The organism is Mycobacterium sp. URHD0025, assembly GCF_000426065.1.
Taxonomy (GTDB): domain Bacteria; phylum Actinomycetota; class Actinomycetes; order Mycobacteriales; family Mycobacteriaceae; genus Mycobacterium.
On record NZ_AUEQ01000001.1, the window covers coordinates 412,522 to 434,261 of the forward strand.

A 21,740-nucleotide genomic window follows, 5' to 3' on the forward strand; every position below is an offset into this window, starting at 1 on the left:
TGGGGTCGACCGAATGGAGCGGAAGTGCCGATCACGCAACCCGCGTCCGCCGACCTGCAGTCGGCGGTGTCGAAATTCTTCCGCCGCGTTGTTCCGCTGCTGATCATCATGCTGATCTGCAATCAGCTCAACCGCGCCAACATCGGATATGCACAGGAATACCTGGAGGCGGACGTCGGCATCGGTGCTGCCGCTTATGGTTTCGGAGCAGGCGTGTTCTTCGTGGCCTACGCCATTTTCGAACTCCCGAGCAACATCCTGATGGAGAAGTTCGGCGCCCGCATCTGGCTGACGCGCATCATGATCAGCTGGGGCCTGGTGTCCGCCGCGATGATGTTCGTCCAAAGCGCCGAAATGTTCTACGTCCTGCGATTCCTGCTCGGCATGGCCGAGGCCGGCTTCTTCCCGGCTGTCATCTACTACATGGCCAAGTGGTTACCCGACAGCCACCGCGGGCGGGCAACGGCGCTGTTCATCGCAGGATCCTCCATCGCCGCGGCGATCTCCGGTCCGCTGTCGGGCCCGCTGCTCTCATTGCACGGCCAGGGCGGTCTGCGGGGGTGGCAGTGGCTGTTTCTGATCGAAGGCATGGTGTCGGTACTCGTCGGAGTCGTCGCCTACTTCATGCTCAATTCGAAGATCCGCGATGCCAAGTGGCTGACCCCCGCCGAGCAGGACGCCCTCATCGACACCATCGAGGTCGAGGAAGCCGAAAAATCCAAGGCGTCCGGCGTCGAGGGTAAGGGCAACCGCTGGAAGATGTTGGCGGACCCCAAGCTGCTGTTGTTCTGCTGGATCTACTTCGCCATTCAACTGTCGATATACGCCAACACTTTCTGGCTGCCATCGATCGTGCGCCGTATCCACGGCCTCAACGACATCACCGTCGGCCTGCTGTCGAGCCTGCCGTGGATCAGCGCAGTCATCGCGATGTACCTGTCTTCGCGCCTCGGCGACCGCAGACCTGACTTGCGCCGCCCCCTGCTGATCTTCGCCCTGCTCACCGCGGCAGCCGGTACCTACCTGGCCGCCATCACCTCCCCTCTGCTGGCGCTGCTCTTCCTCTGCATCGCGGCGATGGGATTCAAGAGCGCCAGTCCCCTGTTCTGGTCCATTCCCCAATCCTCAATGCACCCAATGGTCTTGGCACCCGCGATCGCGATCATCAACTCGCTGGGCAACCTGGGCGGGTTCGTCGCACCGTTCGGATTCGGCCTGATCAAACAAGCCACCGGTGCCGTCACCTGGGGCCTGTACGCACTGGCTGCGGCCAGCCTGATCGCAGCCGCTTCCGTGATGCTGGTCCGGAAGAAGTCAGTCGACGTCACCGACGTGTTCTTCCCCGAGCCGGCACCGGCACACAAGACGCATTGACGAAGATTCCGTCCGCATCACGACCGCCCGCGATACCGCCCCGGAGCACACGTCGACCTTGACCACCGTCACCACGGCCTGCCGGCCATCCGACCTGGAACCGAACTCAGACGTCTCCGCACTGCTGTTCGGCTGGGAAGGAACGCTTTTCGGCACACCGGACTTCACCTACAGCGTCCTGCACAGAGCTCTGGCGGCCTACGGTGCCACCATCGATCAACGCTGGTTCGACGAACACCACCATCTGCCGATCGTCGAGATGGTGGCCCGCGCCTGCGAACACTCGTCAGTGGCGGCCGATCCCCACATGATCATCGCCGAACGCAATCGTCTGGCCGACACACTCGCCACGAAGATGCGACCGAATAGCCTCTTGCACAGGCTGATCCACCGGCATCAGGAATCGCTCCCCATCGGCGTCGTCACAGGATCCGACCGATCGGCCGTTCGCACCGCGATGCGCGCCTTCCAGCTCGACACCATCATGCGCGTCGTCATCACACGTGACGCCGTTGTCCGGGGCACGCCGTATCCGGACGGCCACTTGCTCGCATGCCGACGGCTCGGTCTCCCCGCGGCCGATGTTCAGGTCTACGAAGCAACCGATAACGGCATCCACGCCGCACGTGCAGCCGGAGTGGCACGGATCGTCGACGTCCGCCCACTGCTGCGGCGATCAGCCGGATCCGTCATCCACGATTCAGCGCGCCTCCTCGACTTCGCGCGGCGATGGGAGCCCTACGGCGGACCACCTGCAGAGGACATCATGATCCAATTCGGTCTCACGCCCACTGCTTTCACCGAACGCATCGCGCGGCTCACCTAGACATGTCAGACCGGCGCGAAGCGACCGGCCCAGGGCATCGCCTGCTCGAGCTGAGCAGCCAGCTTGAGCAGCAGCGCTTCCCCGGCAAGCGGAGCCACGAACTGGACGCCGAGCGGCAATCCTTCTGGCGTCCAGTGCAGAGGTAGCGAGATCGCGGGGCGACCGGTGATGTTCGCCAGTTGCGTGTAGGGCACCCAGCCAAGGTTCTTGTCCACCATGTCGTCGACAATCTTGGTGTAGCGCAACAAGCTTGCGGTACGGGTCTTGATCAACGCGTCAGCAGCATGCTGCAGCACGACCGGGAGATCGAACTCGCCGATCCGCGGGGGCAGCGTTGCCAGGGCGGGCGTCAAGAGCAGGTCGTACGACTCGAAGAACGTGCCGAGGCGCCGCGTGTGTTCGTGGCGCCGCTGCACCGCGTCCAGATAGTCGACACTGCTTGTGGCGCGACCGATCGCCGCCATGATGAGCGTGTCACGTTCGAACGCGTCGTCGCCCGCCCCGGTCAACCGCTTGGCCTCGGCGAGCTCCCATGCGCTGTAGACGAACCAGGTCAGCAGGAAGTCGCGGGCCAGCGCGGCGTCGTCGAACGGTGCTTGTGGCAGCTCCTCGACATGGTGTCCGAGTTCGGTCAACGCGGCAGCCGTCCTCTCGACGGCGGCAAATGCCTCGGGGTGTGGCGAGGGGTTGATCGCCGTCGGCACCCGCAGCCCGATCCGCAATTTGCCGGGATCGGCCCCCACACATGACGCGAATGGTTCAGTGGGCAGCGCCGGCACATACGGCCCCCAGGGTTCGCCGCCGCTGAGAACGTCGAGCATGGCCGCGGTGTCGCGCACCGACCGCGAGACGACGCCTTGAACAGCTGCGCCGTGCATGGACTCGCCGGTCGCCGGACCCGACGGCGTCAGTCCGCGGCCCGGTTTCAGCCCGACGAGTCCACAACTGGCCGCCGGGATACGAATCGATCCACCGCCGTCGTTCGCGCCGGCACACGGCACGATGCCGGCGGCGACCGCGGCTGCGGACCCACCCGAGCTCCCACCCGGCGACCTCGTGAGGTCCCAGGGGTTGCGGGCCGGGCCCCAGGCCTCCGGCTCGGTGATCCCCTTCGCGCCGAACTCAGGGATGTTGGTTTTCCCGAAGATGACCAGGCCCGCGTCGATCCAGCGCTGGACCACCGTGGCGTGCTCGGGGGCGTTCAGCGACATCAGCGCACGTGAACCCGCCGAGGTGGGCAAACCCGCATAGTCCTGGGCAAGGTCCTTGATCAGGAACGGGACCCCGGCGAATGGGCCGGTCAGATCGTCCGACGGCGACGCGGGGACGTCACGCACGATGGCGTTGATCTTCGGGTTTACCGCCGCGGCCCGCTCCTGGGCCGCGGTGAGGAGCTCAGCCGCCGAAACCTGCTTGTCAGCAATCAGTTTCGCCAAGGAGGTGGCGTCGTGCGCACGATACTCGTCGAAGTCCATTCCAAGAAGGTAGACCCCGATGACCGTGCGCGGTGGTGTACCACCGGCGAGCAACGCGGGGGTCGTTGCTGCCGGGGAATCCGGCTTGGGCAAGCTGAGTACCACCGACCCGAGAAGGAGCATTCGTGGACTTCACGACGATCCGGCACGAGCTCGACGACGGAATCCTCACCGTCGTCCTCGATCGCCCGGAAAACCTCAATGCCTTCACCGTCGAGATGGCAGAGGAGTTGGAGCAGACCTTCGTGGCGGTCAACGATGACGACGCGGTCCGCGCCGTCATCGTCACCGGCGAGGGCCGCGCGTTCTGCGCCGGCATGGACCTGTCGAGCGAAGGCAATGTGTTCGGTCTCGACGAGTCCAAGTCGCCGAGCCTGGCCGACATGGCCGACCTCGACAACCCCGAGCTTCGGCGGGTCCGGGATACCGGGGGCAGAGTGACGCTGGCGATCTATGCCTGCCGCAAGCCGGTGATCGCCGCCATCAACGGGGCCGCGGTCGGGATCGGCGCGACGATGACGCTGGCCATGGACGCCCGGCTGATGTCGGCAAAGGCCCGGTTCGGGCTGGTCTTCGGAAAGCTCGGGATTACTCCCGAGGCGTGTTCGACCTGGTTCCTGCCCCGGATCGTCGGAATGCCAACGGCTTTGGACCTGGTGTACCGATCCGACATTCTCACCGCTGACGCTGCCCGCGAGCTGGGACTGACGCAAGCCGTCCACGAACCGGACGCTCTGATCACCGAGGCACGGGCCCTGGCCGACGCCTGGACGCGCGACCGCTCACCGGTCTCGGTCGCCCTCATGCGGCAGATGCTCTACCGGAATTCGGCCGAGCCGCATCCGGTCGACGCACACCGGGTGGACTCGTTGGCGATGTTCTATACGAGCATCGGTGACGGCCACGACGGAGTGCGGGCGTTTCTCGACAAGCGCACCCCGGACTTCACCGGCCGGGCGTCCGAGATGCCGCCGTTCTATGAGGAGTGGGTCGACGGCGGGTAAGGACGTCACAGTCCGACCATCGCCATGCCGGCGGGGTTGTAGCGGTCACCCTGAACGCCGACACGTGCCGCCAGCGCGTTGAGGTCGGCGACCTCGTCGGCGGAGAGCGCGACCTGGGTGGCGCCGGCGTTCTCGTCGATCCGGTTGCGGCGGCGGGTACCGGGGATGGGCACGATCCACGGCTGCTGAGCCAGCAACCAGGCCAGCGCAATCTGTCCGGGCGTGCAATCCTTCACGGCGGCGAGATTGCGCACCTCGCGCACCAATGCCTCGTTGGCGCCGATGTTGTCAGCGGCAAACCGCGGGATGGTGGACCGGATGTCGCCGGAAGCGAATTCGGTTGAGTCCGTGACAGTTCCGGTCAGGAATCCTTTGCCCAACGGGCTGAACGGCACGAACCCGATGCCGAGCTCGCCACAGGTGGGCAGGACCTCAGGCTCGGGGTCGCGGGTCCACAGCGAGTACTCGCTCTGCACCGCCGTGACGGGCTGGACGGCGTGGGCGCGCTTGATCGTCTCGGCGCCCGCCTCCGAAAGCCCGAAGTGCCGCACCTTTCCGGCTTGGATGAGTTCGCCGACCGTGCCGGCGACGTCCTCGATCGGCACGTTGGGGTCGACTCGGTGTTGGTAGAACAGGTCGATCACATCGGTCCCCAGCCGCTGCAGCGATGCGTCGGCGACGCGCCTGATCTGCTCCGGTCGCGAATCGGTCCCGACCATCTTGCCGTCGACGATGTTCCATCCGAACTTGGTGGCGATCACGACCTGGTCGCGCAGTGGCGCCAGCGCCTCCCCGACGAGTTCCTCGTTGACATACGGTCCGTAGACCTCCGCGGTGTCGAAGAACGTGATCCCGGCGTGTTCCACCGCGTAGCGCAGCACGCCGATCATGTCGTTGCGGTCTCCGGGGTTGGGGCCATAGCTCTGCGACATCCCCATGGCGCCCAGACCCACGGCCGAAACCTGAAGCTCCTGGCCCAACGTACGTGTATGCATGAATCCTCCTTATGCTTCCGGGATCTCGATCGCGAAGGTTTCCCGGGTGATGGCCTCGGGTTCCGGACCGCCGCGGACACCGGTGTCGAGCGCATCGATGGCGGCCAGTTGTTCGGCGCTCAGGTCGAAATCGAAGACGTCGAAGTTCTCGGCGATCCGCGAGGGCGTCACCGACTTTGGAATCACCTGGCGGCCCTGCTGAATGTGCCAGCGCAACATCACCTGTGCCGGCGTCTTGGAGTGCGCGCCGGCGATGTCGCCGATCACCGGATTCTCCAAGGTCGAGGTGTGTGGGCCCTCGCGGTAGAACGTGATACCCCCGATCGGTGCCCAGGCCTGGTTGAGGATGCCGTGCGCTTGGTCGTATGCCAGCAATTCGGACTGCCGGAAGTACGGGTGCACCTCGATCTGGTTGACCGCGGGCACCACCTCGGTCTCGGCCAGCAGCGAGTCAAGGTGTGCAGGCATGAAGTTGGAGACGCCGATCGCACGAACTCTGCCGTCGGCGTAGAGCTTCTCCAGTGCCTTGTAGGCGCCGATGGTCAGGTCGAACTCACCAGGCAGCGCCTGGTGCAAGATCAGCAGATCGATCTGCTCGACGCCGAGCTTGCCGGCGCCCTTGTCGAAGGCGTGCAGGGTCTGGTCATAGCCGAAGTCGCTGATCCAGATCTTGGTCTCGATGAAGACCTCGCCGCGGCCCAATCCGGATCGGCGGATCGCCTCACCGACCTCGCGCTCGTTACCGTAGGCCGCCGCCGTGTCGATGTGGCGGTAGCCGGTCTGCAGGGCGGCCTCGACGGCCTTGATGGTTTCGGCAGGCGGTGTCTGAAAGACACCGAAGCCGAGCACCGGCATCGCGACGCCGTTATTCAAGGTGAAGGTGGGAACGCTCATATCCTCAAGTTAGGCCTAGGGGTCGCCACATGGGAGTGCCTGATCGGCCGGGTACTGGGAGTACCTCCCTCGACGTGACGCGGATGCCTACGGTGGAGGGATGACCGCGATCAATCCGCGCACGGAGGTCCGCGAGTTTTTGAGTTCCCGACGTGCGCGCATATCCCCTGAGCAGGCGGGGTTGCCGGCGTACGGCGGCAACCGCCGCGTCAAGGGACTGCGGCGCGAAGAGGTCGCGATGTTGGCCGGGGTCTCGGTCGACTACTACGTCCGCATGGAGCGCGGCGGTCTGGCCGGCGCGTCGGACAGCGTGCTGGACGGTCTGGCCTCCGCGCTACAACTCGACGAGGCGGAGCGCGAGCACCTCTACGCCCTGGCCCGGGAATCGAGCGCCGGTGGCCACCGCCGTAAGCGAAAGACGCCGGCCACGATCAGACCGGCATTACAGCAGAGGCTCGATGCCATCACCGATGCTCCCGCCTGGATCCGCAACGGCCGCCATGATGTGCTCGCGATGAATCAGCTGGCGCGCGCGCTCTACGCGCCGGTCCTTGCCGACCCGCGACGGCCGGCCAACACCGCGCGGTTCGTGTACCTCAACCGCGATGCCGCCGAGCAGTTCTTCGTCGACTACGACAAGATCGTGCGTGACGCGGCCGCCATGCTCCGGCTGGAGGCCGGCCAGAATCCTCATGATGAGGACCTGATCGCATTGGTCGGTGAATTGTCCACGCGCAGTGAACTTTTCCGCAAGCAGTGGGCATCTCAGGATGTCCGGTTCCATCGATCCGGCCGGAAGCGGTTGCGCCACCCCGTGGTCGGCCAGCTCGACCTGGACTTCGAGGCGATGCCGATTCCCTCCGAGCCTGGGCTACAGCTCAACATCTACACCGCCGCCGCAGACACGCCGACTGCTGACGGCCTCAAGTTGCTGGCCTCGTGGGCGGCCAGCCAAGACCACCTCGCCACCGAACGGGCCGCAGCGAATAGCTGAGATGTGGTGTGAGCCCCGAAGTACGCACCGGTTACCCGTAATTCGGCCCTGCGGGTAGCGCGCGTCGGGTATTGATGAGCGCATGAACGCATCGGCGTATGTGGGTCGTGTCGGGGGTCTGGCGGTCGCGCTGGGGATCGGGGCCGTACTGGCTTCCGGTAGTTGGGTGGCATCAGCGGACACCGGCGACTCCTCCGCCGGTCCCGTGAGTGGGCCAGCCAAGGGTGAGGCGAGTGCCCACGCGTCGTCCAAGGACGTCGGCCCCAACCGCAAGGTCAGAGCGCCGCGAGCATCGACATCCAACAAGCGGCCAGCCACTGGAACCGCCGAAGGCACCACGGCGACGACGAGTGGTTCCGCTGGCTCCGTGGCCCGGCACGGCACCCGACGACGCGGAGAGGGCCCGGATCAAGTCCTTCCCGCCAAGAAGTCCAACACCAAGCCCGTCGTGACCACGACCGCCGACGACGACGCGTCACCCCCATCGGTAGAACGAACAAAACCGGCCCTGTCACACAGATCCTGGGCACTGTCTCAACGGCCCGACCGGCCGACTCCAACGTCTCGGCCGACAAGAACATTTGCCGTCACACCCGGAATCGCCGAGTCGACAAACCTGCCTGCGACGACGCGTCAGGCGACGGCACCGGCCGATCCCGTCGTGCATGCGGTTGCAGCGACCAGCGCGTTGTTGGGGCTGGGCGATCTGTCGCCGATGAAAGTCCCCACCACACCGCAGGATTCGAACCCGCTGGCATGGGCAGCGCTGGGCGTGGCCAGCCGCAGAACAGTCGCGGCCGAGCCGAAGATCGGCGTCCAGCAGACTTCGTCGCCTGCTGCCGTGGTCGGGGCCTCCTTGTACGACCCCATCCATGACGCGGCGCAAGCGTGGATCGCCAGTCCGATCGGTGAAGTGGTCGATGGTTTCATCAACACCGCGACCGGGTCCTACGTGATCGGCAACGGCGCGACGGGCACCGCAGAACACCCGGATGGCGGCAACGGTGGTTGGTTGTTGGGCGACGGGGGCGCGGGCTGGCACAGCACCGAGGCCGGTGAGGCCGGCGGAGCGGGCGGCGCTGCCGGACTGCTCGGCAACGGCGGAACCGGCGGTATGGGAGGCGCCGGCGCTGCCGGTGGCGACGGCGGCGCGGGCGGACTGCTGATGGGCATCGGTGGCCTCGGCGGGAACGGCGGCACGAGCCTCTCGGGGGCGCGCGGAGGCGCAGGAGGTTTCGGCGGTGAGGGGCGAGGACTGTTCTTCGGTCTCGGCGGCGATGGCGGCGATGGAGGCGACGGAGCGGTTGGTGGTATCGGAGGCGACGGCGGTGACGGCTCGAAGCTCTTCGGCATCGGCGGCAACGGCGGAGATGCCGGCGACAGCGCGGTCGGTGGCCCGGCGTCCGGTTTGGTCGCCCTCGGCGGCGCGGGCGGTATCGCCGGCATCTTCGGTACCCACGGCGACGTCGGCAAGTTCGGCACCATCGCCGGAGCGCCGCCGAGCGCAGGCGTCACCGACAAGCTGACGACCACCGGCACCTGGTTCACCAACAGCGATGGGCAAGTCGTCATCATGCACGGCGTCAACGTGGTCTACAAGGTTCCGCCGTACGACCCTTCGGCGATGGGATTCAGCGACGACGACGCACAATTCCTGGCGGACAACGGATTCAACGTGGTGCGGCTGGGAATCGATTGGGCAGCAGTGGAACCCGAGCCTGGAGTCATCGACACGGAATACTTGGCCGGGATCAACCAAACCGTGCAGACGCTGAGTGACCACGGGATTTACACCTTCATCGACATGCACCAAGATCTGTACAGCACCGAGCTCCATGGCGAAGGTGCGCCAAGCTGGGCAACCCAGACCGGCGGGCTGCCCAACCCCGACCTGGGCGCACTTCTGGGCCAATTCGTCTTCAACTACTATCTGAGCCCCGCCCAGAACCACGCCTGGGACGCGTTCTGGGCCAACCCCGACGCTCCGGATGGGGTGGGGCTCCAGAACCACTATGCGCAGAGTTGGCAGGCCGTCGCCAGCTACTTCGGCGACAATCCCGACGTCATCGGCTACAACATCATCAATGAGCCATGGGTCGGGTCCGGTTGGCTCGCAACGATTCTCAACGGCTCCTTCTTCGGCACCCAGCAACTCACGCCCATGTACAACCAGACCATCGCCGCCATCCGGTCGGTCGACCCGAACACTCCGGTGTTCATCTCACCTGCCAGCCCGGCGGTCGACGAGATCAGCGCCATACTCTTCGGCCAGCCCGTGCGACTGGGCACGATCTCGGATCCGAACACGGTCCTGGAGTACCACGGCTACGGCAACGTGGCCGGCATCAATCTGAGTTCCGTCGTCGGACCGATCCTCGCGCGGCGCGCCGCTGCCTACGCCGCCAGCCACGAAATGCCCGCATTCCTGGGTGAATTCGGAGCCACCAGTGACCCGGACGTGCTCGCGGCCGAATCACAGGCCGCCGACGCGAAGCAGATCAGTTGGGCGGATTGGGCGTACTCGGGTATCGGCGAGATCACCAGCAGTGCCAGCCCGAGTGACCAGTCTTTGGTCTACGACCCGTCATTGCCACCCGTCGGCGACAACGTCAACGCGAGCAACCTCCAGGCGCTCTCGAAGCCGTATCCGCAAGTGGTGTCTGGAACCCCGCAGGGGTGGACGGTCAGCGACGACGGGAAGTTCAGTTTCACCTACTCCACCGAGCGAGTCGACGGTACGGGCGCCTTCGCCGCGGGCTCGCAGACCACCATCTCGACGCCGGCCATCCAGTATCCGAACGGCTATGAGGTCGTCGTCACCGGTGGACACGTCGTCTCCGCACCGAACGACGGCAAACTCGTCATCGCATCGGATCCGGGCGCAACGACTGTCACGGTGACCGTAACGGGGAACGCGACCAAGACCGGGTCTGTCGTCTCGACGTGACTCCTTAGGTGGTGGTGGGTTCGATGCGAGCGGTGTTGAAGGTACTTCGGGAACGACCGGTCACGGCCAGTCAATGGGTGAACGTCACGATGCTGGTGGGACTGGTGCTGGTGATGCTTTGCGTGCCGTCTTGCGGTTCTAAGGAGGAATCGCCTGAAGAGATCGTCCTTCCCAACTTGGTCGGACTGTATTGGGAAGATGCCTATAAGGAGCTGCAGACCGCGGGGTGGACCGGAGTGATAGACAAAGGGCCAGACATCGAAGTGGAGCCAAAAGACCGGGGCCGCATTATTGTCCAGGACCCGGGCGGCGGGGAGCGAGTAGGCCGCGACGCGCCTATCACCCTGCAGTGGGGCACGGTTAAAGCGATTGACCGGCCCGGCCCGTAGGGATGGAGACTGGCGCACTGTCTTCGGCCGGACTATGCGCACCAATAGGGCCATATCCAGTTGCCATCCAGAATTGCGACCGAATCCCCCTGTCACTTCTCAAACTGCGAGGCAAACCGCAGCTCCACTACCTCGGGTTTTGCGGGATTATCATCGAGTTGGCAAGTAGGTTCTTCTCATCCATTCTGGCAAAAACGTTCAGGCAGCAGACGGTCCCGCCTGTAGCTTCTCGGCGAAAACGGCGATGAGCTCGAGGAATTCGGCGATTCGCTTATATTGTTCCTCGAAGTTCGTCGCCAAGTTCGACATGTCGTCTGTCGCATTTGGTGCGGTGTAGTCTCTTGCTTTCTGTTCGACAAGTTCGCGCTGCTGGCGAATCTTCTCGCGCTTTTCGCGAACGTCTTTGCCTATCGAGAGGATTGACATTGCGATGCTCACACCCGGAACGACGGCCTTGAGGAGTTCTTCTGTTGCCTTCAAGGCTATTTCGTTGACTGCCGATTTCCCGATTGTTTTGATCCAACCGGGCTTTGCGTCGGCTTCCTTTAGTGTCGTGTCGCTAATGAACAGGAACGCCACGAGTAGGTTCAGCCGGACTATGAGGAGGTTCGCGGCTTCTCGTGCGGTCTCGGCTACTTCCTCGGTGGCGACAAGGGCGCTCGTCATGAGGATATCGCGGCGCTGTTTTCCCTCGTCCATAACCTTTTTGGCTTCAAGCCCTCGTGCGAGGGCGGCATCAATGACGGCGTCCGCGTGTGCAGTTGTGGCGCCGCCTAGGCCTTCGAGCTCTGCCCCGATCGCCAGGACCGCTTCGATGAGCACGTTGACCGGGCTGTTCGGGCCCTCAACCTCAGCTTTCACCGTATTTCTTATCTGCTCTGCTAGGCCCAGTAGGGCGTACTCCATAGCCAGGAGCAACTTCCCGGTGCTTCGTGCGACTGGCCCCCACTGCTCGTCAAAGTGGTCGAGTTCGTACTTGAGGGCGCTGGCGGCATCAGTGCGCGCTTTGCTCACTTTCTCTTGGTTTAGCTTCTGGACGCGCTCTAACGTCGCCTTGGTCAGTTGTGGGCCGTCGGTGCCGTACTTCGTGAGTGCCTCGACCAAGCCTGCTCTGCCTGATTCGAGTCGATCGAACGCCGACTCGACTTGGTTGGTGTTTTCGGATGACGATTCGCTGCTTGCCATTGCGACCCCGCTTCGCCCCGAACTCGAGCAGCCGGATTGGCAGCCCGACATACTGCGAAGAACAGTAGTTGACCAGCGGCCCGGCCCGCAGCTAGTTCGGTCGAGTCCGTCATCACTGGACCTGCGCAGAGGTCATCTGGGCTCGTCGAATTCCTCGTCGTGTTCATGGTCGAGGCGCCGTTGTTCGGATGCACTCACGTCGCAAATTGCACAGTTGCGAAATTCCAGATGAGAAGTTGCGGCGCAGATTGAGAACCAACAACCCCCGCCAACACCTCTTGTCACATAACGCTACGGCCAGTAGCGTAACGCCGCGTGACCCGGAGTTTCCACGTCGGCCAGCCGTTCACCACCTCCGATGCCGACATCGCGGCGGCATTGGAGCAGGTCAGCATCCCCACCCTGCTGCTCTCGCTCGTGCACATCACCGGCGACCCGCGCTACATCCGCGAGTTCAAACAGGCCGGACTGTTCCTCAACGAGGTCCAGGGCTTCATGAGCGAGGAGGACAAGGCGCGGGTCCGTGAGGTCGCGCTGCCGGTGATCGCCGACTACCGCGACCGCGGCTGCCCGGTCCCCGACCCGCTACCCGCCGACCTGATCCGGGAGATGCTGGACTGGGCGGCCTGCGAATCCGTCGACGACGACAACCTGCCGTTGATGCTCGAGGAGCTCGATCTCGAGGGCGTGGACCCGCGCAGGCCCACCACGCTGGAGGACACCGACAGTTTTCGCGTCGTCGTGATCGGTTGCGGTGAGTCGGGCGTACTGGCCGGGGTTCGCCTCAAGCAGGCCGACATCGACTTCACGATTGTGGAGAAGAACGCCGGCCCGGGCGGAACCTGGTGGGAGAACAGCTATCCCGGCGCCCGCGTCGATGTCGCCAACCACTTCTACTGTTACAGCTTCGAACCCAGCAATCACTGGGACCACTTCTTCGCCGAGCAGCCCGAGTTGCGTCAGTACTTCCGCGACGTGGTGGACCGCCACAACCTCGAACCCCACATCCGGTGGAACACCGAGGTGGTCTCCGCGGCGTGGGACGGTGAACTATGGAACGCCACGGTGCGCTCGGCGGCGGGAACCGAGACCCTCAAAGCCAACGCCGTCATCACCGCCGTCGGGCAGCTTAACCGGCCTCAGATCCCCGACTTCCCTGGCGCGGAAACCTTTGCGGGACCAGCCTTTCACTCCGCGGCGTGGAACCACGACGTCGACGTCACTGGCAAGCGAGTCGCCCTGATTGGTGCCGGTGCCAGCGGTTTCCAGATCGCCCCGGCCATCGCCGACAAGGTCGAGCACCTCACCGTTTTCCAGCGCACGGCGCAGTGGATGTTCCCCAACCCGATGTACCACGAGCGCGTCGCCGACGGGGTGCGCTGGGCGATGGAACATCTTCCGTACTACGGACGCTGGTACCGCTTTCTGCTGCTGTGGCCCGGAGCCGACAAGGGCCTGGACGCCGCGCGGGCGGACCCGGACTATGACGATCAGGGCAACGCGGTCAGCGAGATCAATGCCATTGCCCGCATCATGTTCACCGACTGGATCACCACCCAGGTCGGCGACAACCCCGACCTGCTCGCCAAGGTCCTGCCCGACTATCCGGCCACCGGAAAGCGCACGCTGCAGGACAACGGCAGCTGGCTGAGCACCCTCAAACGCGACAACGTGGACCTGATCCGCACCCCGATCGAACGCATCACCCCGAGCGGGATCGTCACGACCGAGGGCGAGACATACGAGGCCGATATCATCGTGTACGCCACCGGTTTTCGGGCCACCGACGTACTGTTCCCGATGACCATCACCGGCCGTGACGGCGTCGACCTTCGCGACGCCTGGGGGCAGCGCCCCTACGCCTACCGCGGCATCACTGTGCCCGGCTTCCCCAACTTCTTCATGACCTACGGCCCGGGCACCCATCTGGCGCACGGCGGCAGCCTCATCCTCAACTCCGAACTGCAGATGCGCTACATCAACAAATGCCTGGAGCATCTGATCACCGAGGGCCTGCGGGCCATGGAGCCGCTGCCCGAACCGACGAAGGATTGGCACCGCCGATCGCAGGAGGCGATCCGCCAAACCGTGTGGGCGCAGCCGTCGATCAAACACTCGTACTTCAAGAACGCAGACGGTGAGATTCACACCGTCAGCCCGTGGCGGTTGAGCGAATATCGCTCTGCCATCAACGAACCCATCTGGTCAGACTTCACAGTGCAGGAGGCGTGAGTATGCGCGCAGTCGTCGTGGAACCCTCCGGACAGGTCAGCGTCGAATCCCGGCCGGACCCGGTCCTGCCGGGGCCCGACGGCGCCATCGTCAAGGTCGAGGCCGCGTCGATCTGCGGATCGGACCTGCACTTCCTCGAGGGCCACTACCCGATCGCCGAACCCGTGTCCGTCGGACATGAGGCCGTGGGCACGGTCATCGAAATCGGGTCTGAGGTCACGGGTTTCGCCGTCGGCGACCGGGTGCTGGTGTCGTCGGTCGCCGGGTGCGGGCACTGTGCCGGCTGCGCGACCCACGACCCGATCCGCTGTGTGCAGGGACCCCAGATCTTCGGTACCGGGTTTCTCGGCGGCGCCCAGGCAGAACTTCTCGCGGTACCGGCCGCCGACTTCCAGCTGCTGAAGATGCCGGAGGGCATCACCACCGAGCAGGCTCTGCTGCTCACCGACAACCTGGCGACGGGCTGGGCGGCGGCCAAACGCGCCGACATCCCGATCGGCGGTTCGGTCGCGGTGGTCGGCTTGGGCGCGGTCGGCATGTGCGCGCTGCGCAGTGCCCTCACCCTCGGTGCGGCAAAGGTTTTCGCCGTCGACCCGGTCGAGGCCAGACGCGAGCGCGCGGCGGCTTCGGGCGCGATCACGTTCGCCCCGCCCTCCGCGCAGGCGATCCGGGAGGCCACCGGCGGACTCGGGGTGGACTCCGTCATCGACGCGGTGGGCATGGACGCCTCCATCAACGACGCCATCGACGCGGTCCGCGCCGGTGGCACGGTGTCCATCGTCGGCGTGCACGATCTGCAGCCGTACCCGATGCCCGCACTGGCCTGCCTCCTGCGCAGCCTGACCATCCGGCTGACCACCGCCCCGGTGCAGCAAACCTGGCCGGAGTTGGTCCCGCTGCTGCAGTCCGGCCGCCTCGACGTCGACGGAATCTTCACCACGACGCTGTCGCTGGACGACGCCGCCGAGGGCTACGCCGCGGCGTTCTCCCGCTCAGGCGAGCACCTCAAGGTTCAGCTCAAGCCGTAGCGCGGCCATAGCTACCAGAAGCGCCGATTACCAACACGTTTCGTGAATGCGCGCGAGTTTTCCACTGAGTGCGCTGCCAGTTCACTGTGGACTCGCTGAAAGCATCTCGCTCCCAGCGCAATCGCGCCGCCGTACAACACATCGTTGCTCTATGCAAATTTTCGTGAGTCGCTTCACAGTTCGGAATTTCTCCGCCGGCAACGGAATAAAGCGTGCAGTACGGATGGTTCCACGGACACGTGCGCCAACCGAACCCGATAGCTGACTGTCCGAGCGCGGTCCAACCGTGTCAGACCCCGCGAACAGCCCTCGCCGGGCGGCGCTGATGCGTCAGGGCCCACTTGCCGGTCGGTATCCCGCGGTGGCCACCATGGTCACCCTGGCGTTGATCCCCTACCTGGCGTTATCAGCAGCGGTCGATCCGCTGGTGCCGATCATCTCCCAAGAGCTGCACATTTCTGCCCAGACGATGAGCCTGGGCTTCGGTTTGGGTAACGCGGCCTATGCCGTCGGTACGGTCCTGGCAGTCCAGTTCGCCCAGCATCTGCCGCAGCGCAGGATGCTGCTCGGTTACGCGGTGGTGCTCGTGGTGGGCTCGGTGCTCGCGGCATCAGCGCTCAACGGGGCGATGTTCATTGCCGGCCACATCCTGCAGGGGCTGGCCACCAGCATGCTGCTGATCGCGGCCGCACCACCTCTGACCATCGGTTTTCCCAGGGACAAACTGCGGCACACCGCCGTGATCATGAACATGTGCGTGTTCGGCGCCGTCGCCCTCGGCCCGTTCGTCGGCGGAGCCCAGGCTGAGGCGCTGGCGTGGCGCCCACTGTTCTGGATCGTCGCCATGGTGGCTGTGGGCGCACTGATCATGGCGGCCCTGACATTCGAGGACGCGCCGCCGGCCGATCTGGATGCGCCGCGTGACCTGCGGGCTATCGGACTGGCATCGGTCGGTTGCGCCGCGGCCTTCATCGGTGCCGCACAGCTGACCAGTCACGCATTCACCGATCCGGTGGCGATCGTGCCGATGCTGGGCGGCCTGGCGCTGATCGTGGTGCTCATCGTCTACCAGTTCAGGTCGCGTCGCCCGTTGCTCACCGTCCGCACGATGCTCACCAGTTCGATCCCGGTCGCCGGTGTGGGCCTCGCCCTGTTCGCGGCGGCCGCCTCGGTGGCGGCGACCGCACTGACGGCCCAGGTCTTCATGGAGACGTACAGCCCCGTGCAAGTGGGGCTGTTGTACCTGCCCGAACTCGGCGGTGCCATCGTGATGGCGTTCGTGTTCGGTTTCGTCATCTCCAGGCGAGCGATGCACTATCTGCCCTTGGTGGGCATGGCCCTGCTGGCCGCCGGAATCGTGGTGTTCCGCTTCGCCATCCCGGCCAACCAGCCACTGGCGCTGCTCGGGTCCGCCCTGACCGGTCTGGCATTGGGCGCCACCGTGGCACCCGCACTGTTCGTCGCGGGATTCTCGTTGCAGTCCAACAGCCTTCAGCGCGTCTTCGCGATCATCGAACTGCTGCGGGCAGTCGCGGCTTTCATGGTCGCGCCGATCTTCGCCCATTTCGCGGCCAACGCCGCGGGCGGCCTGGTCGCCGGCGCCGGTGACGCACTCTGGATCGGGGTCGGCCTCTCGGTCGGCGGCGCCGTCTTCGGGGTGGCCGTCTACGTACTCAGCGGCGCGCGACCCCAACGGCCCGATTTGGACCAGTTTCTCGATGGAGAATCCCCGGCCTGGTATTCGCCGCCTCTGCTCGCACGGCTCCGGCCCGGGCTACCTGCGCCGCTGCCGGTGGTCGAGTACGCCCGTCCCGTCGAGCGGGCCGATAACAGTGCTGCGGCGTCCACCGGACCGGTCCTGTTCGCCTACGACGGGTCACCACGTGCCGCATCCGCCATCGAGCAGGCGGCCGCCGAGCTGTCCACGCCCCGCGACGCCCTGGTGGTCTGCGTCTGGCAACCCGTCGACGTGGGATTCACCCCAGTGCAGACAACACATTTCGACGCCGACAAGGCCACCGAGGTGCGGCGGGCCGCCGAGCAGACAGCTGCTCACGGGGCGTCGCTGGCCACGCGGGCCGGTTTCGACGCCCGCAGCCTCGCGGTCGAAGCAGCACCCATCTGGAAGGGCATCGTCGAGACCGCTCGCCGGCAGAATGCCAGCCTCATCGTGGTCGGCCCGCACCAGCGCAGCGGATTGCTGGGCCACTTCGAGGGCAGTGTGGCCGGCGCCGTCGTGGCACATTCCACCACGCCGGTCCTGGTCATCCCGGAGAGCGCGCGTTCATCCTGCACTGAGGGCGGGGATACCTCGAACTATCCCGCCGTGGACGCAGAGTCGGCGGCCTCCAGATAGGCGCGCAGGTTGTCCCGCAGCGTGGAGACCCCGCGCTGCATGGTCTTGAGTTCGTCCAGTGACAGACCGGTCGCCGCGACGAGGTCCGTCTCGAAAGCCTGCGTGCGCAGTTCACGGCCGGCGTCGGTGAGGCTGACGATCACCTGACGTTCGTCGCTGGGATCACGCTGCCGTGTCAGGTACCCGAGTGCCTCGAGCTTCTTGAGGATCGGCGTCAAGGTGTTGGACTCGAGGAACAGCTTCTCCCCCAGACTTCCGACCGTTTGATGGTCCTGCTCCGAGAGCGCGACGATCGCGATGTACTGGGTATAGGTGATGCCGTGCCGGTCCAGGATCGGCTTGTACGCCTTGCCGTACGCGAGGTTGGCCGAATAGACGGCAAAGCACAGAAAGTCGGAGAGCTGCGGAGACCTGGGTGCCATATCTACATTGTATCGGATCCGATTTAATCGGATGGGATGGAATCTGGAGTGCCCGGCGTTCATCTATAACGCACCCGATCGCATCGGGCCATCCACACCAAGGAGAACGCAATGACCACCGATACCGGCAACGTGCTCTACACCGCGCAGACCCACACCACCGGCGGACGCCAGGGCGAGTCCTACAGCTCCGACGGCAACCTTGACATCCAGCTCACCCCGCCGGGCGGCAAGGGCACCGGCACCAACCCTGAGCAGTTGTTCGCGGCCGGCTGGTCAGCCTGTTTCCTCAGTGCCATGGGCCTGACCGCGGGCAAGCACAACGTGAAGCTGCCCGCCGACACCGCGGTGGACGCCGAGGTGGACCTGCTCAACACCGACGGGGCGTTCTCATTGCGGGCACGGCTGAACGTGGCCATCCCGGGTGTCGATCGGGAGACCGCCCAGGCCATCGCCGACGACGCACACCAGGTGTGCCCCTACTCGAAGGCGACCCGCGGCAACATCGACGTCACCATCAGCGTGGCCTGACCCGAGTACCGCATCGAATGGCCACTTGTCACACGCTTTTCGCGTAGTCGCGTGTCACAAGTGGCCACTCGGCGGACGTGACTATTCCTTGAGGTCCAGCACCGGAGTCGGCTGCCGGAAACCCCGGGTGACCCCAGCCAGCCACACGAATCCAACTGCCAGCCAACACAATCCGATGACCAGCGTGAGTCCGGACAAACTGGTCCACAGCCACACGGTGAGCAGGAAGCCGATCAACGGCAGAACCAGGTTGGCGACCACCCGAGCGCCGTCACGTTCCCGTCGGTCCACGAAGTAGTGTTTGATGACCGATAGGTTGACCACCGAGAACGCCACCAGCGCACCGAAACTGATGACCGACGCGAGAGTGCTCAGGCTGATGACCGTGGCCAGCAACGACACCACCGACACCGTGAGAATGGCATACACAGGGGTGGCGAACCGTGGCGAGACGTACCCGAAGATCGAGCGCGGCAGAATGCCGTCGCGGCCCATCGCGTACAGGATGCGGGCCACCGAAGCCTGCGATGCGATGGCCGACCCGAGCGCGCCGGCCACATAGGCCGCGGTGAAGAAGGTCTGCAGGAACTGCCCGCCCGCGGTCATCATCAGGTCCAAAGATCCGGACTCGACGTCGCCGAACTGGTTGGACGGGAACACCAGCTGCCCGAGATAGGACAGCACCACGAAGATCAGCCCCGCGACCACGGTCGCGATCATGATGGCCCGCGGCACAGCGCGTTTGGGGTCTTTGGCTTCCTCGGACAAGGTCGACACCGCGTCGAAACCCAGGAACGACAGGCACAGGATGGCCGCACCGGCCAAGACGGGACTGAACCCGGTGGCGCTGCCGTCACCGTTGAACGGTGCCATCAGGTCCACCGTGCCCACGCTGAACACCTTGGAGCAGGCCAACGCCAGGAACGTCACGATGAAGACGGCCTGCACCGCGATGATGACGACGTTCGCTCTGGCGACCGACACGATGCCGACGATGTTGAGCGCCGTGACACCGGCGATGGACAACACGATGAACACCCAAGCCGGAATCGCCGGTACGGCGGCGTGCAGATAGATGCCGACCACCAGATAGTTGATCATCGGCAGGAACAGGTAGTCCAAGAGAAGCGACCAGCCGGCGAGGAATCCGGCCGGGGCACCGAAAGACTTCTGCGTGTAGGTGTATGCCGAGCCGGCGACGGGGTAGGCGACCGCCATCCGGGCGTAGGAACGCGCGGTGAACACCATGGCCGCCAATGTCACCAGATAGGCCACCGACAGTCTGCCGCCGGTGGTTTGGGTGACGATGCCGTAGGTGGTGAACACCGTGAGCGGAACCATGTACACCAGACCGAACAGCACCAACGACGGCAGCCCGAGCGCGCGCCGTAGCCGGCCCTCGGTAACCTCAGCCACATCGGCCATGACAGTTCCTCTCATTCCGCGGCCGAATAGACCTGTGTGCCTTGTAGATAGGTGGCGCGAACCTGCACCGTGGGAAGCTCCGAAGCATCGACGTACCGCGGGTCGCGGTCCAACCACACCAGATCAGCACTCGCCCCGGGAGCGATCTGACCCCAATCCGCTTCTGCAAACGCCTGATACGCGACAGCGCCGGTGTACGAGGCCAGCGCGGGCTCGATGGGCAGTACTTCTTCGGGAGTCCAGCCGCCGGCGGGCTCACCCTCGGACGTGCACCGCGAAACCGCGACGGCGATCCCGTCCAGTGGGGCACCCGAGGACACCGGCCAATCCGAGCCGAACGCCAGCGCGGCGCCCGAGTTCTCCAGAGTCCGCATCCGGTACTGCCGATCTGCCCGTTGCGCACCCAGCCGCGGGATCGTGAGCACCGTCATCAGGGCGTCCATCTGCGCCCACAGCGGTTGCATGTTGGGAATCACCCCGAGCTCGGCGAACCGGCCCAGATCCGCGTCGTCCACCAATTGCGCGTGCGCGATCACCGGCCTCCGGTCGCGCGGACCGTTGTGGCGCGCCACGTATTCGACGGCGTCCAGCGCCTGGCGGACAGCCGCATCGCCGATGGCGTGGATGTGGATCTGAAACCCCAGGTCATCGACTTTCCTGGCGGCCTCGGCCAGCGCGTCGCCCTCCCACAGCTGCATGCCGTGCGAATGCAGGCCCGAACAGTACGGCTCCAGCAGCGCACCGGTCTCGTTCTCCACCACCCCGTCGGCGAAGAACTTCACCGTGTTCGCGGTCAGCAGCGGCGAGTCCGCCGCCCGCACCCGGTCCCGGGCGGCCGCGTAGTGCGTCACCTGCGAGTCGAAGTGGCGCGGATCGGCATAGAACGCCAGGTTGAACCGCATCCGTAGGGCACCGGCCCGGGCCGAGGCGAGATAGGTGTCGAGTTCAGCCGGCTCGACCCACGCGTCCTGCACCCACGTCACACCGCGCGCCAGGTAGTAGTCGGCAGCCGTGCTCAGCGCGGCGATCCGCACCGCCTCGTCACGAACCGGCATGACCGCGGTGACCAGGTCGGTGGCCCCCCATTCCCGCAGCGTGCCCAGCGGTGAGCCGTCCTCACGGCGCGGAATCTCACCGAGCACCGGCTCGGGTGTGTCGGCAGTGATGCCTGCGCGTCGCAACGCCTCCGAGTTCACCCACAGGGTGTGGTAGTCCCAGGCCCGCAACACGACCGGCCGGTCGGGGACGGCGGCGTCCAGCCATCGCGCGTCGAACAATCCGTCGGGGGCCAGGCTGCCGTCGTAGGATGCCCCGACGATCCAGTCCTCGTCCGGGTCCGAGTCGGCGAATTCCTTTACCGCCGACACGATTTCGTCGATCGATTGGCAGGGGCGTACCGCGGGGCCCGCCGCTTCCAAACCTCCGAAGAGCGGGTGGGCATGGCCGTCACCGAACGAAGGCATCAAGAAGCCGCCGTTCAGGTCGATCTTCCGATCGGCTGCCGACGCCAGCGCGTCGGCACCCACCGCACGCACCACCCCATCGGCGACGAGCAGCGCATCGGTGGTCATCGTCGGCGTCCAGATCACACCACCGTGGAAGAGCGTGGCAGCCTGGTCGGGCAGCCGCCCAGAGGCAGCACCGGACGGCAGCTGCGCGCGGG

17 protein-coding genes are annotated in these 21,740 nt (G+C 65.4%); 10 read left to right on the forward strand and 7 right to left on the reverse strand.

The window, feature by feature from the left end; translation table 11 throughout:
• Positions 1–30 precede the first annotated feature (30 nt).
• Both H977_RS32335 and H977_RS34320 read left to right on the forward strand, forming a co-directional pair.
• The gene (locus H977_RS32335; protein ID WP_051288646.1) at positions 31–1,374 is read left to right on the forward strand and encodes an MFS transporter; all 1,344 of its coding nucleotides are present in this window, start codon (positions 31–33) and stop codon (positions 1,372–1,374) included.
• A gap of 58 nt (positions 1,375–1,432) precedes the next feature.
• Positions 1,433–2,200, forward strand: coding sequence for an HAD family hydrolase (locus H977_RS34320; protein WP_051288556.1), 768 nt, complete (start codon positions 1,433–1,435; stop codon positions 2,198–2,200).
• 5 nt (positions 2,201–2,205) lie between these two features.
• On the opposite strand, the gene H977_RS0102050 is transcribed toward H977_RS34320, so the two are convergent.
• Entirely contained in the window at positions 2,206–3,675 is a 1,470-nt protein-coding gene (locus tag H977_RS0102050; RefSeq protein WP_029106290.1) for an amidase, read from the reverse strand.
• Positions 3,676–3,800: 125 nt separating this feature from the next.
• Here H977_RS0102050 and H977_RS0102055 point away from each other — a divergent pair, with 125 nt between their 5' ends.
• Entirely contained in the window at positions 3,801–4,679 is an 879-nt protein-coding gene (locus H977_RS0102055; protein ID WP_029106291.1) for a crotonase/enoyl-CoA hydratase family protein, read from the forward strand.
• Positions 4,680–4,684: 5 nt separating this feature from the next.
• Here H977_RS0102055 and H977_RS0102060 read toward each other — a convergent pair whose 3' ends face one another.
• Positions 4,685–5,674 carry an aldo/keto reductase gene (locus H977_RS0102060; RefSeq protein ID WP_029106292.1) on the reverse strand — a complete coding sequence of 330 codons (990 nt, stop codon included), beginning with the start codon at positions 5,672–5,674 and terminating at the stop codon, positions 4,685–4,687.
• 9 nt (positions 5,675–5,683) lie between these two features.
• Complete coding sequence (locus tag H977_RS0102065; RefSeq protein WP_029106293.1) at positions 5,684–6,568, reverse strand: aldo/keto reductase; 885 nt, start codon at positions 6,566–6,568, stop codon at positions 5,684–5,686.
• 100 nt (positions 6,569–6,668) lie between these two features.
• Here H977_RS0102065 and H977_RS0102070 point away from each other — a divergent pair, with 100 nt between their 5' ends.
• From H977_RS0102070 to H977_RS0102080, 3 genes are all read left to right on the forward strand, one after another.
• The gene (locus H977_RS0102070) at positions 6,669–7,562 is read left to right on the forward strand and encodes a helix-turn-helix transcriptional regulator (RefSeq protein WP_029106294.1); all 894 of its coding nucleotides are present in this window, start codon (positions 6,669–6,671) and stop codon (positions 7,560–7,562) included.
• Between the two features lie 661 nt (positions 7,563–8,223).
• Positions 8,224–10,509, forward strand: coding sequence for a cellulase family glycosylhydrolase (locus H977_RS36020; RefSeq protein WP_051288558.1), 2,286 nt, complete (start codon positions 8,224–8,226; stop codon positions 10,507–10,509).
• Positions 10,510–10,532: 23 nt separating this feature from the next.
• Positions 10,533–10,898, forward strand: a complete 366-nt coding sequence (locus H977_RS0102080) for a PASTA domain-containing protein (protein WP_155946465.1) — start codon at positions 10,533–10,535, stop codon at positions 10,896–10,898.
• Positions 10,899–11,096: 198 nt separating this feature from the next.
• Here the strand turns inward: H977_RS0102080 and H977_RS0102085 are convergent, their stop codons facing one another.
• Positions 11,097–12,083, reverse strand: coding sequence for a hypothetical protein (locus tag H977_RS0102085; RefSeq protein ID WP_155946466.1), 987 nt, complete (start codon positions 12,081–12,083; stop codon positions 11,097–11,099).
• A 315-nt stretch (positions 12,084–12,398) separates the two neighbouring features.
• Between H977_RS0102085 and H977_RS0102090 the strand changes: the two genes are divergently transcribed.
• The 3 genes from H977_RS0102090 to H977_RS32350 all read left to right on the forward strand — a co-directional run bounded on the left by H977_RS0102090 (position 12,399) and on the right by H977_RS32350 (position 17,699).
• Positions 12,399–14,315 carry a flavin-containing monooxygenase gene (locus H977_RS0102090; protein WP_029106297.1) on the forward strand — a complete coding sequence of 639 codons (1,917 nt, stop codon included), beginning with the start codon at positions 12,399–12,401 and terminating at the stop codon, positions 14,313–14,315.
• 2 nt (positions 14,316–14,317) lie between these two features.
• Positions 14,318–15,343 (forward strand): alcohol dehydrogenase catalytic domain-containing protein, encoded by a 1,026-nt coding sequence (locus tag H977_RS0102095; protein ID WP_029106298.1) that lies wholly within the window; start codon positions 14,318–14,320, stop codon positions 15,341–15,343.
• A 325-nt stretch (positions 15,344–15,668) separates the two neighbouring features.
• Positions 15,669–17,699, forward strand: a complete 2,031-nt coding sequence (locus tag H977_RS32350; RefSeq protein ID WP_036474961.1) for a universal stress protein — start codon at positions 15,669–15,671, stop codon at positions 17,697–17,699.
• Here H977_RS32350 and H977_RS0102105 read toward each other — a convergent pair.
• The gene (locus H977_RS0102105) at positions 17,660–18,121 is read right to left on the reverse strand and encodes a MarR family winged helix-turn-helix transcriptional regulator (protein WP_029106299.1); all 462 of its coding nucleotides are present in this window, start codon (positions 18,119–18,121) and stop codon (positions 17,660–17,662) included. The genes H977_RS32350 and H977_RS0102105 overlap by 40 nt on opposite strands.
• A gap of 111 nt (positions 18,122–18,232) precedes the next feature.
• Here H977_RS0102105 and H977_RS0102110 point away from each other — a divergent pair, with 111 nt between their 5' ends.
• Positions 18,233–18,652: an organic hydroperoxide resistance protein gene (locus H977_RS0102110; protein WP_029106300.1), complete on the forward strand. Its 420-nt coding sequence runs from the start codon at positions 18,233–18,235 to the stop codon at positions 18,650–18,652.
• Between the two features lie 81 nt (positions 18,653–18,733).
• Here the strand turns inward: H977_RS0102110 and H977_RS0102115 are convergent, their stop codons facing one another.
• Both H977_RS0102115 and H977_RS0102120 read right to left on the reverse strand, forming a co-directional pair.
• On the reverse strand, positions 18,734–20,077 hold the full coding sequence (locus tag H977_RS0102115; RefSeq protein ID WP_029106301.1) for an APC family permease: 1,344 nt from the start codon (positions 20,075–20,077) through the stop codon (positions 18,734–18,736).
• Between the two features lie 11 nt (positions 20,078–20,088).
• Positions 20,089–21,648 carry an amidohydrolase gene (locus H977_RS0102120; RefSeq protein ID WP_051288648.1) on the reverse strand — a complete coding sequence of 520 codons (1,560 nt, stop codon included), beginning with the start codon at positions 21,646–21,648 and terminating at the stop codon, positions 20,089–20,091.
• Positions 21,649–21,740: the final 92 nt, after the last annotated feature.

What these genes read in the sequence shown, in the direction of transcription:
- H977_RS0102050 (WP_029106290.1), bottom strand. Translation starts at nt 3,675, where the DNA reads ATGGACTTCGACGAGTATCGTGCGCACGACGCCACCTCCTTGGCGAAA.
- H977_RS0102060 (WP_029106292.1), bottom strand. Translation starts at nt 5,674, where the DNA reads ATGCATACACGTACGTTGGGCCAGGAGCTTCAGGTTTCGGCCGTGGGT.
- H977_RS0102065 (WP_029106293.1), bottom strand. Translation starts at nt 6,568, where the DNA reads ATGAGCGTTCCCACCTTCACCTTGAATAACGGCGTCGCGATGCCGGTG.
- H977_RS0102070 (WP_029106294.1), top strand. Translation starts at nt 6,669, where the DNA reads ATGACCGCGATCAATCCGCGCACGGAGGTCCGCGAGTTTTTGAGTTCC.
- H977_RS0102080 (WP_155946465.1), top strand. Translation starts at nt 10,533, where the DNA reads ATGCGAGCGGTGTTGAAGGTACTTCGGGAACGACCGGTCACGGCCAGT.
- H977_RS0102085 (WP_155946466.1), bottom strand. Translation starts at nt 12,083, where the DNA reads ATGGCAAGCAGCGAATCGTCATCCGAAAACACCAACCAAGTCGAGTCG.
- H977_RS0102095 (WP_029106298.1), top strand. Translation starts at nt 14,318, where the DNA reads ATGCGCGCAGTCGTCGTGGAACCCTCCGGACAGGTCAGCGTCGAATCC.
- H977_RS32350 (WP_036474961.1), top strand. Translation starts at nt 15,669, where the DNA reads ATGCGTCAGGGCCCACTTGCCGGTCGGTATCCCGCGGTGGCCACCATG.
- H977_RS0102105 (WP_029106299.1), bottom strand. Translation starts at nt 18,121, where the DNA reads ATGGCACCCAGGTCTCCGCAGCTCTCCGACTTTCTGTGCTTTGCCGTC.
- H977_RS0102110 (WP_029106300.1), top strand. Translation starts at nt 18,233, where the DNA reads ATGACCACCGATACCGGCAACGTGCTCTACACCGCGCAGACCCACACC.
- H977_RS0102115 (WP_029106301.1), bottom strand. Translation starts at nt 20,077, where the DNA reads ATGGCCGATGTGGCTGAGGTTACCGAGGGCCGGCTACGGCGCGCGCTC.
- H977_RS0102120 (WP_051288648.1), bottom strand. Translation starts at nt 21,648, where the DNA reads ATGACCACCGATGCGCTGCTCGTCGCCGATGGGGTGGTGCGTGCGGTG.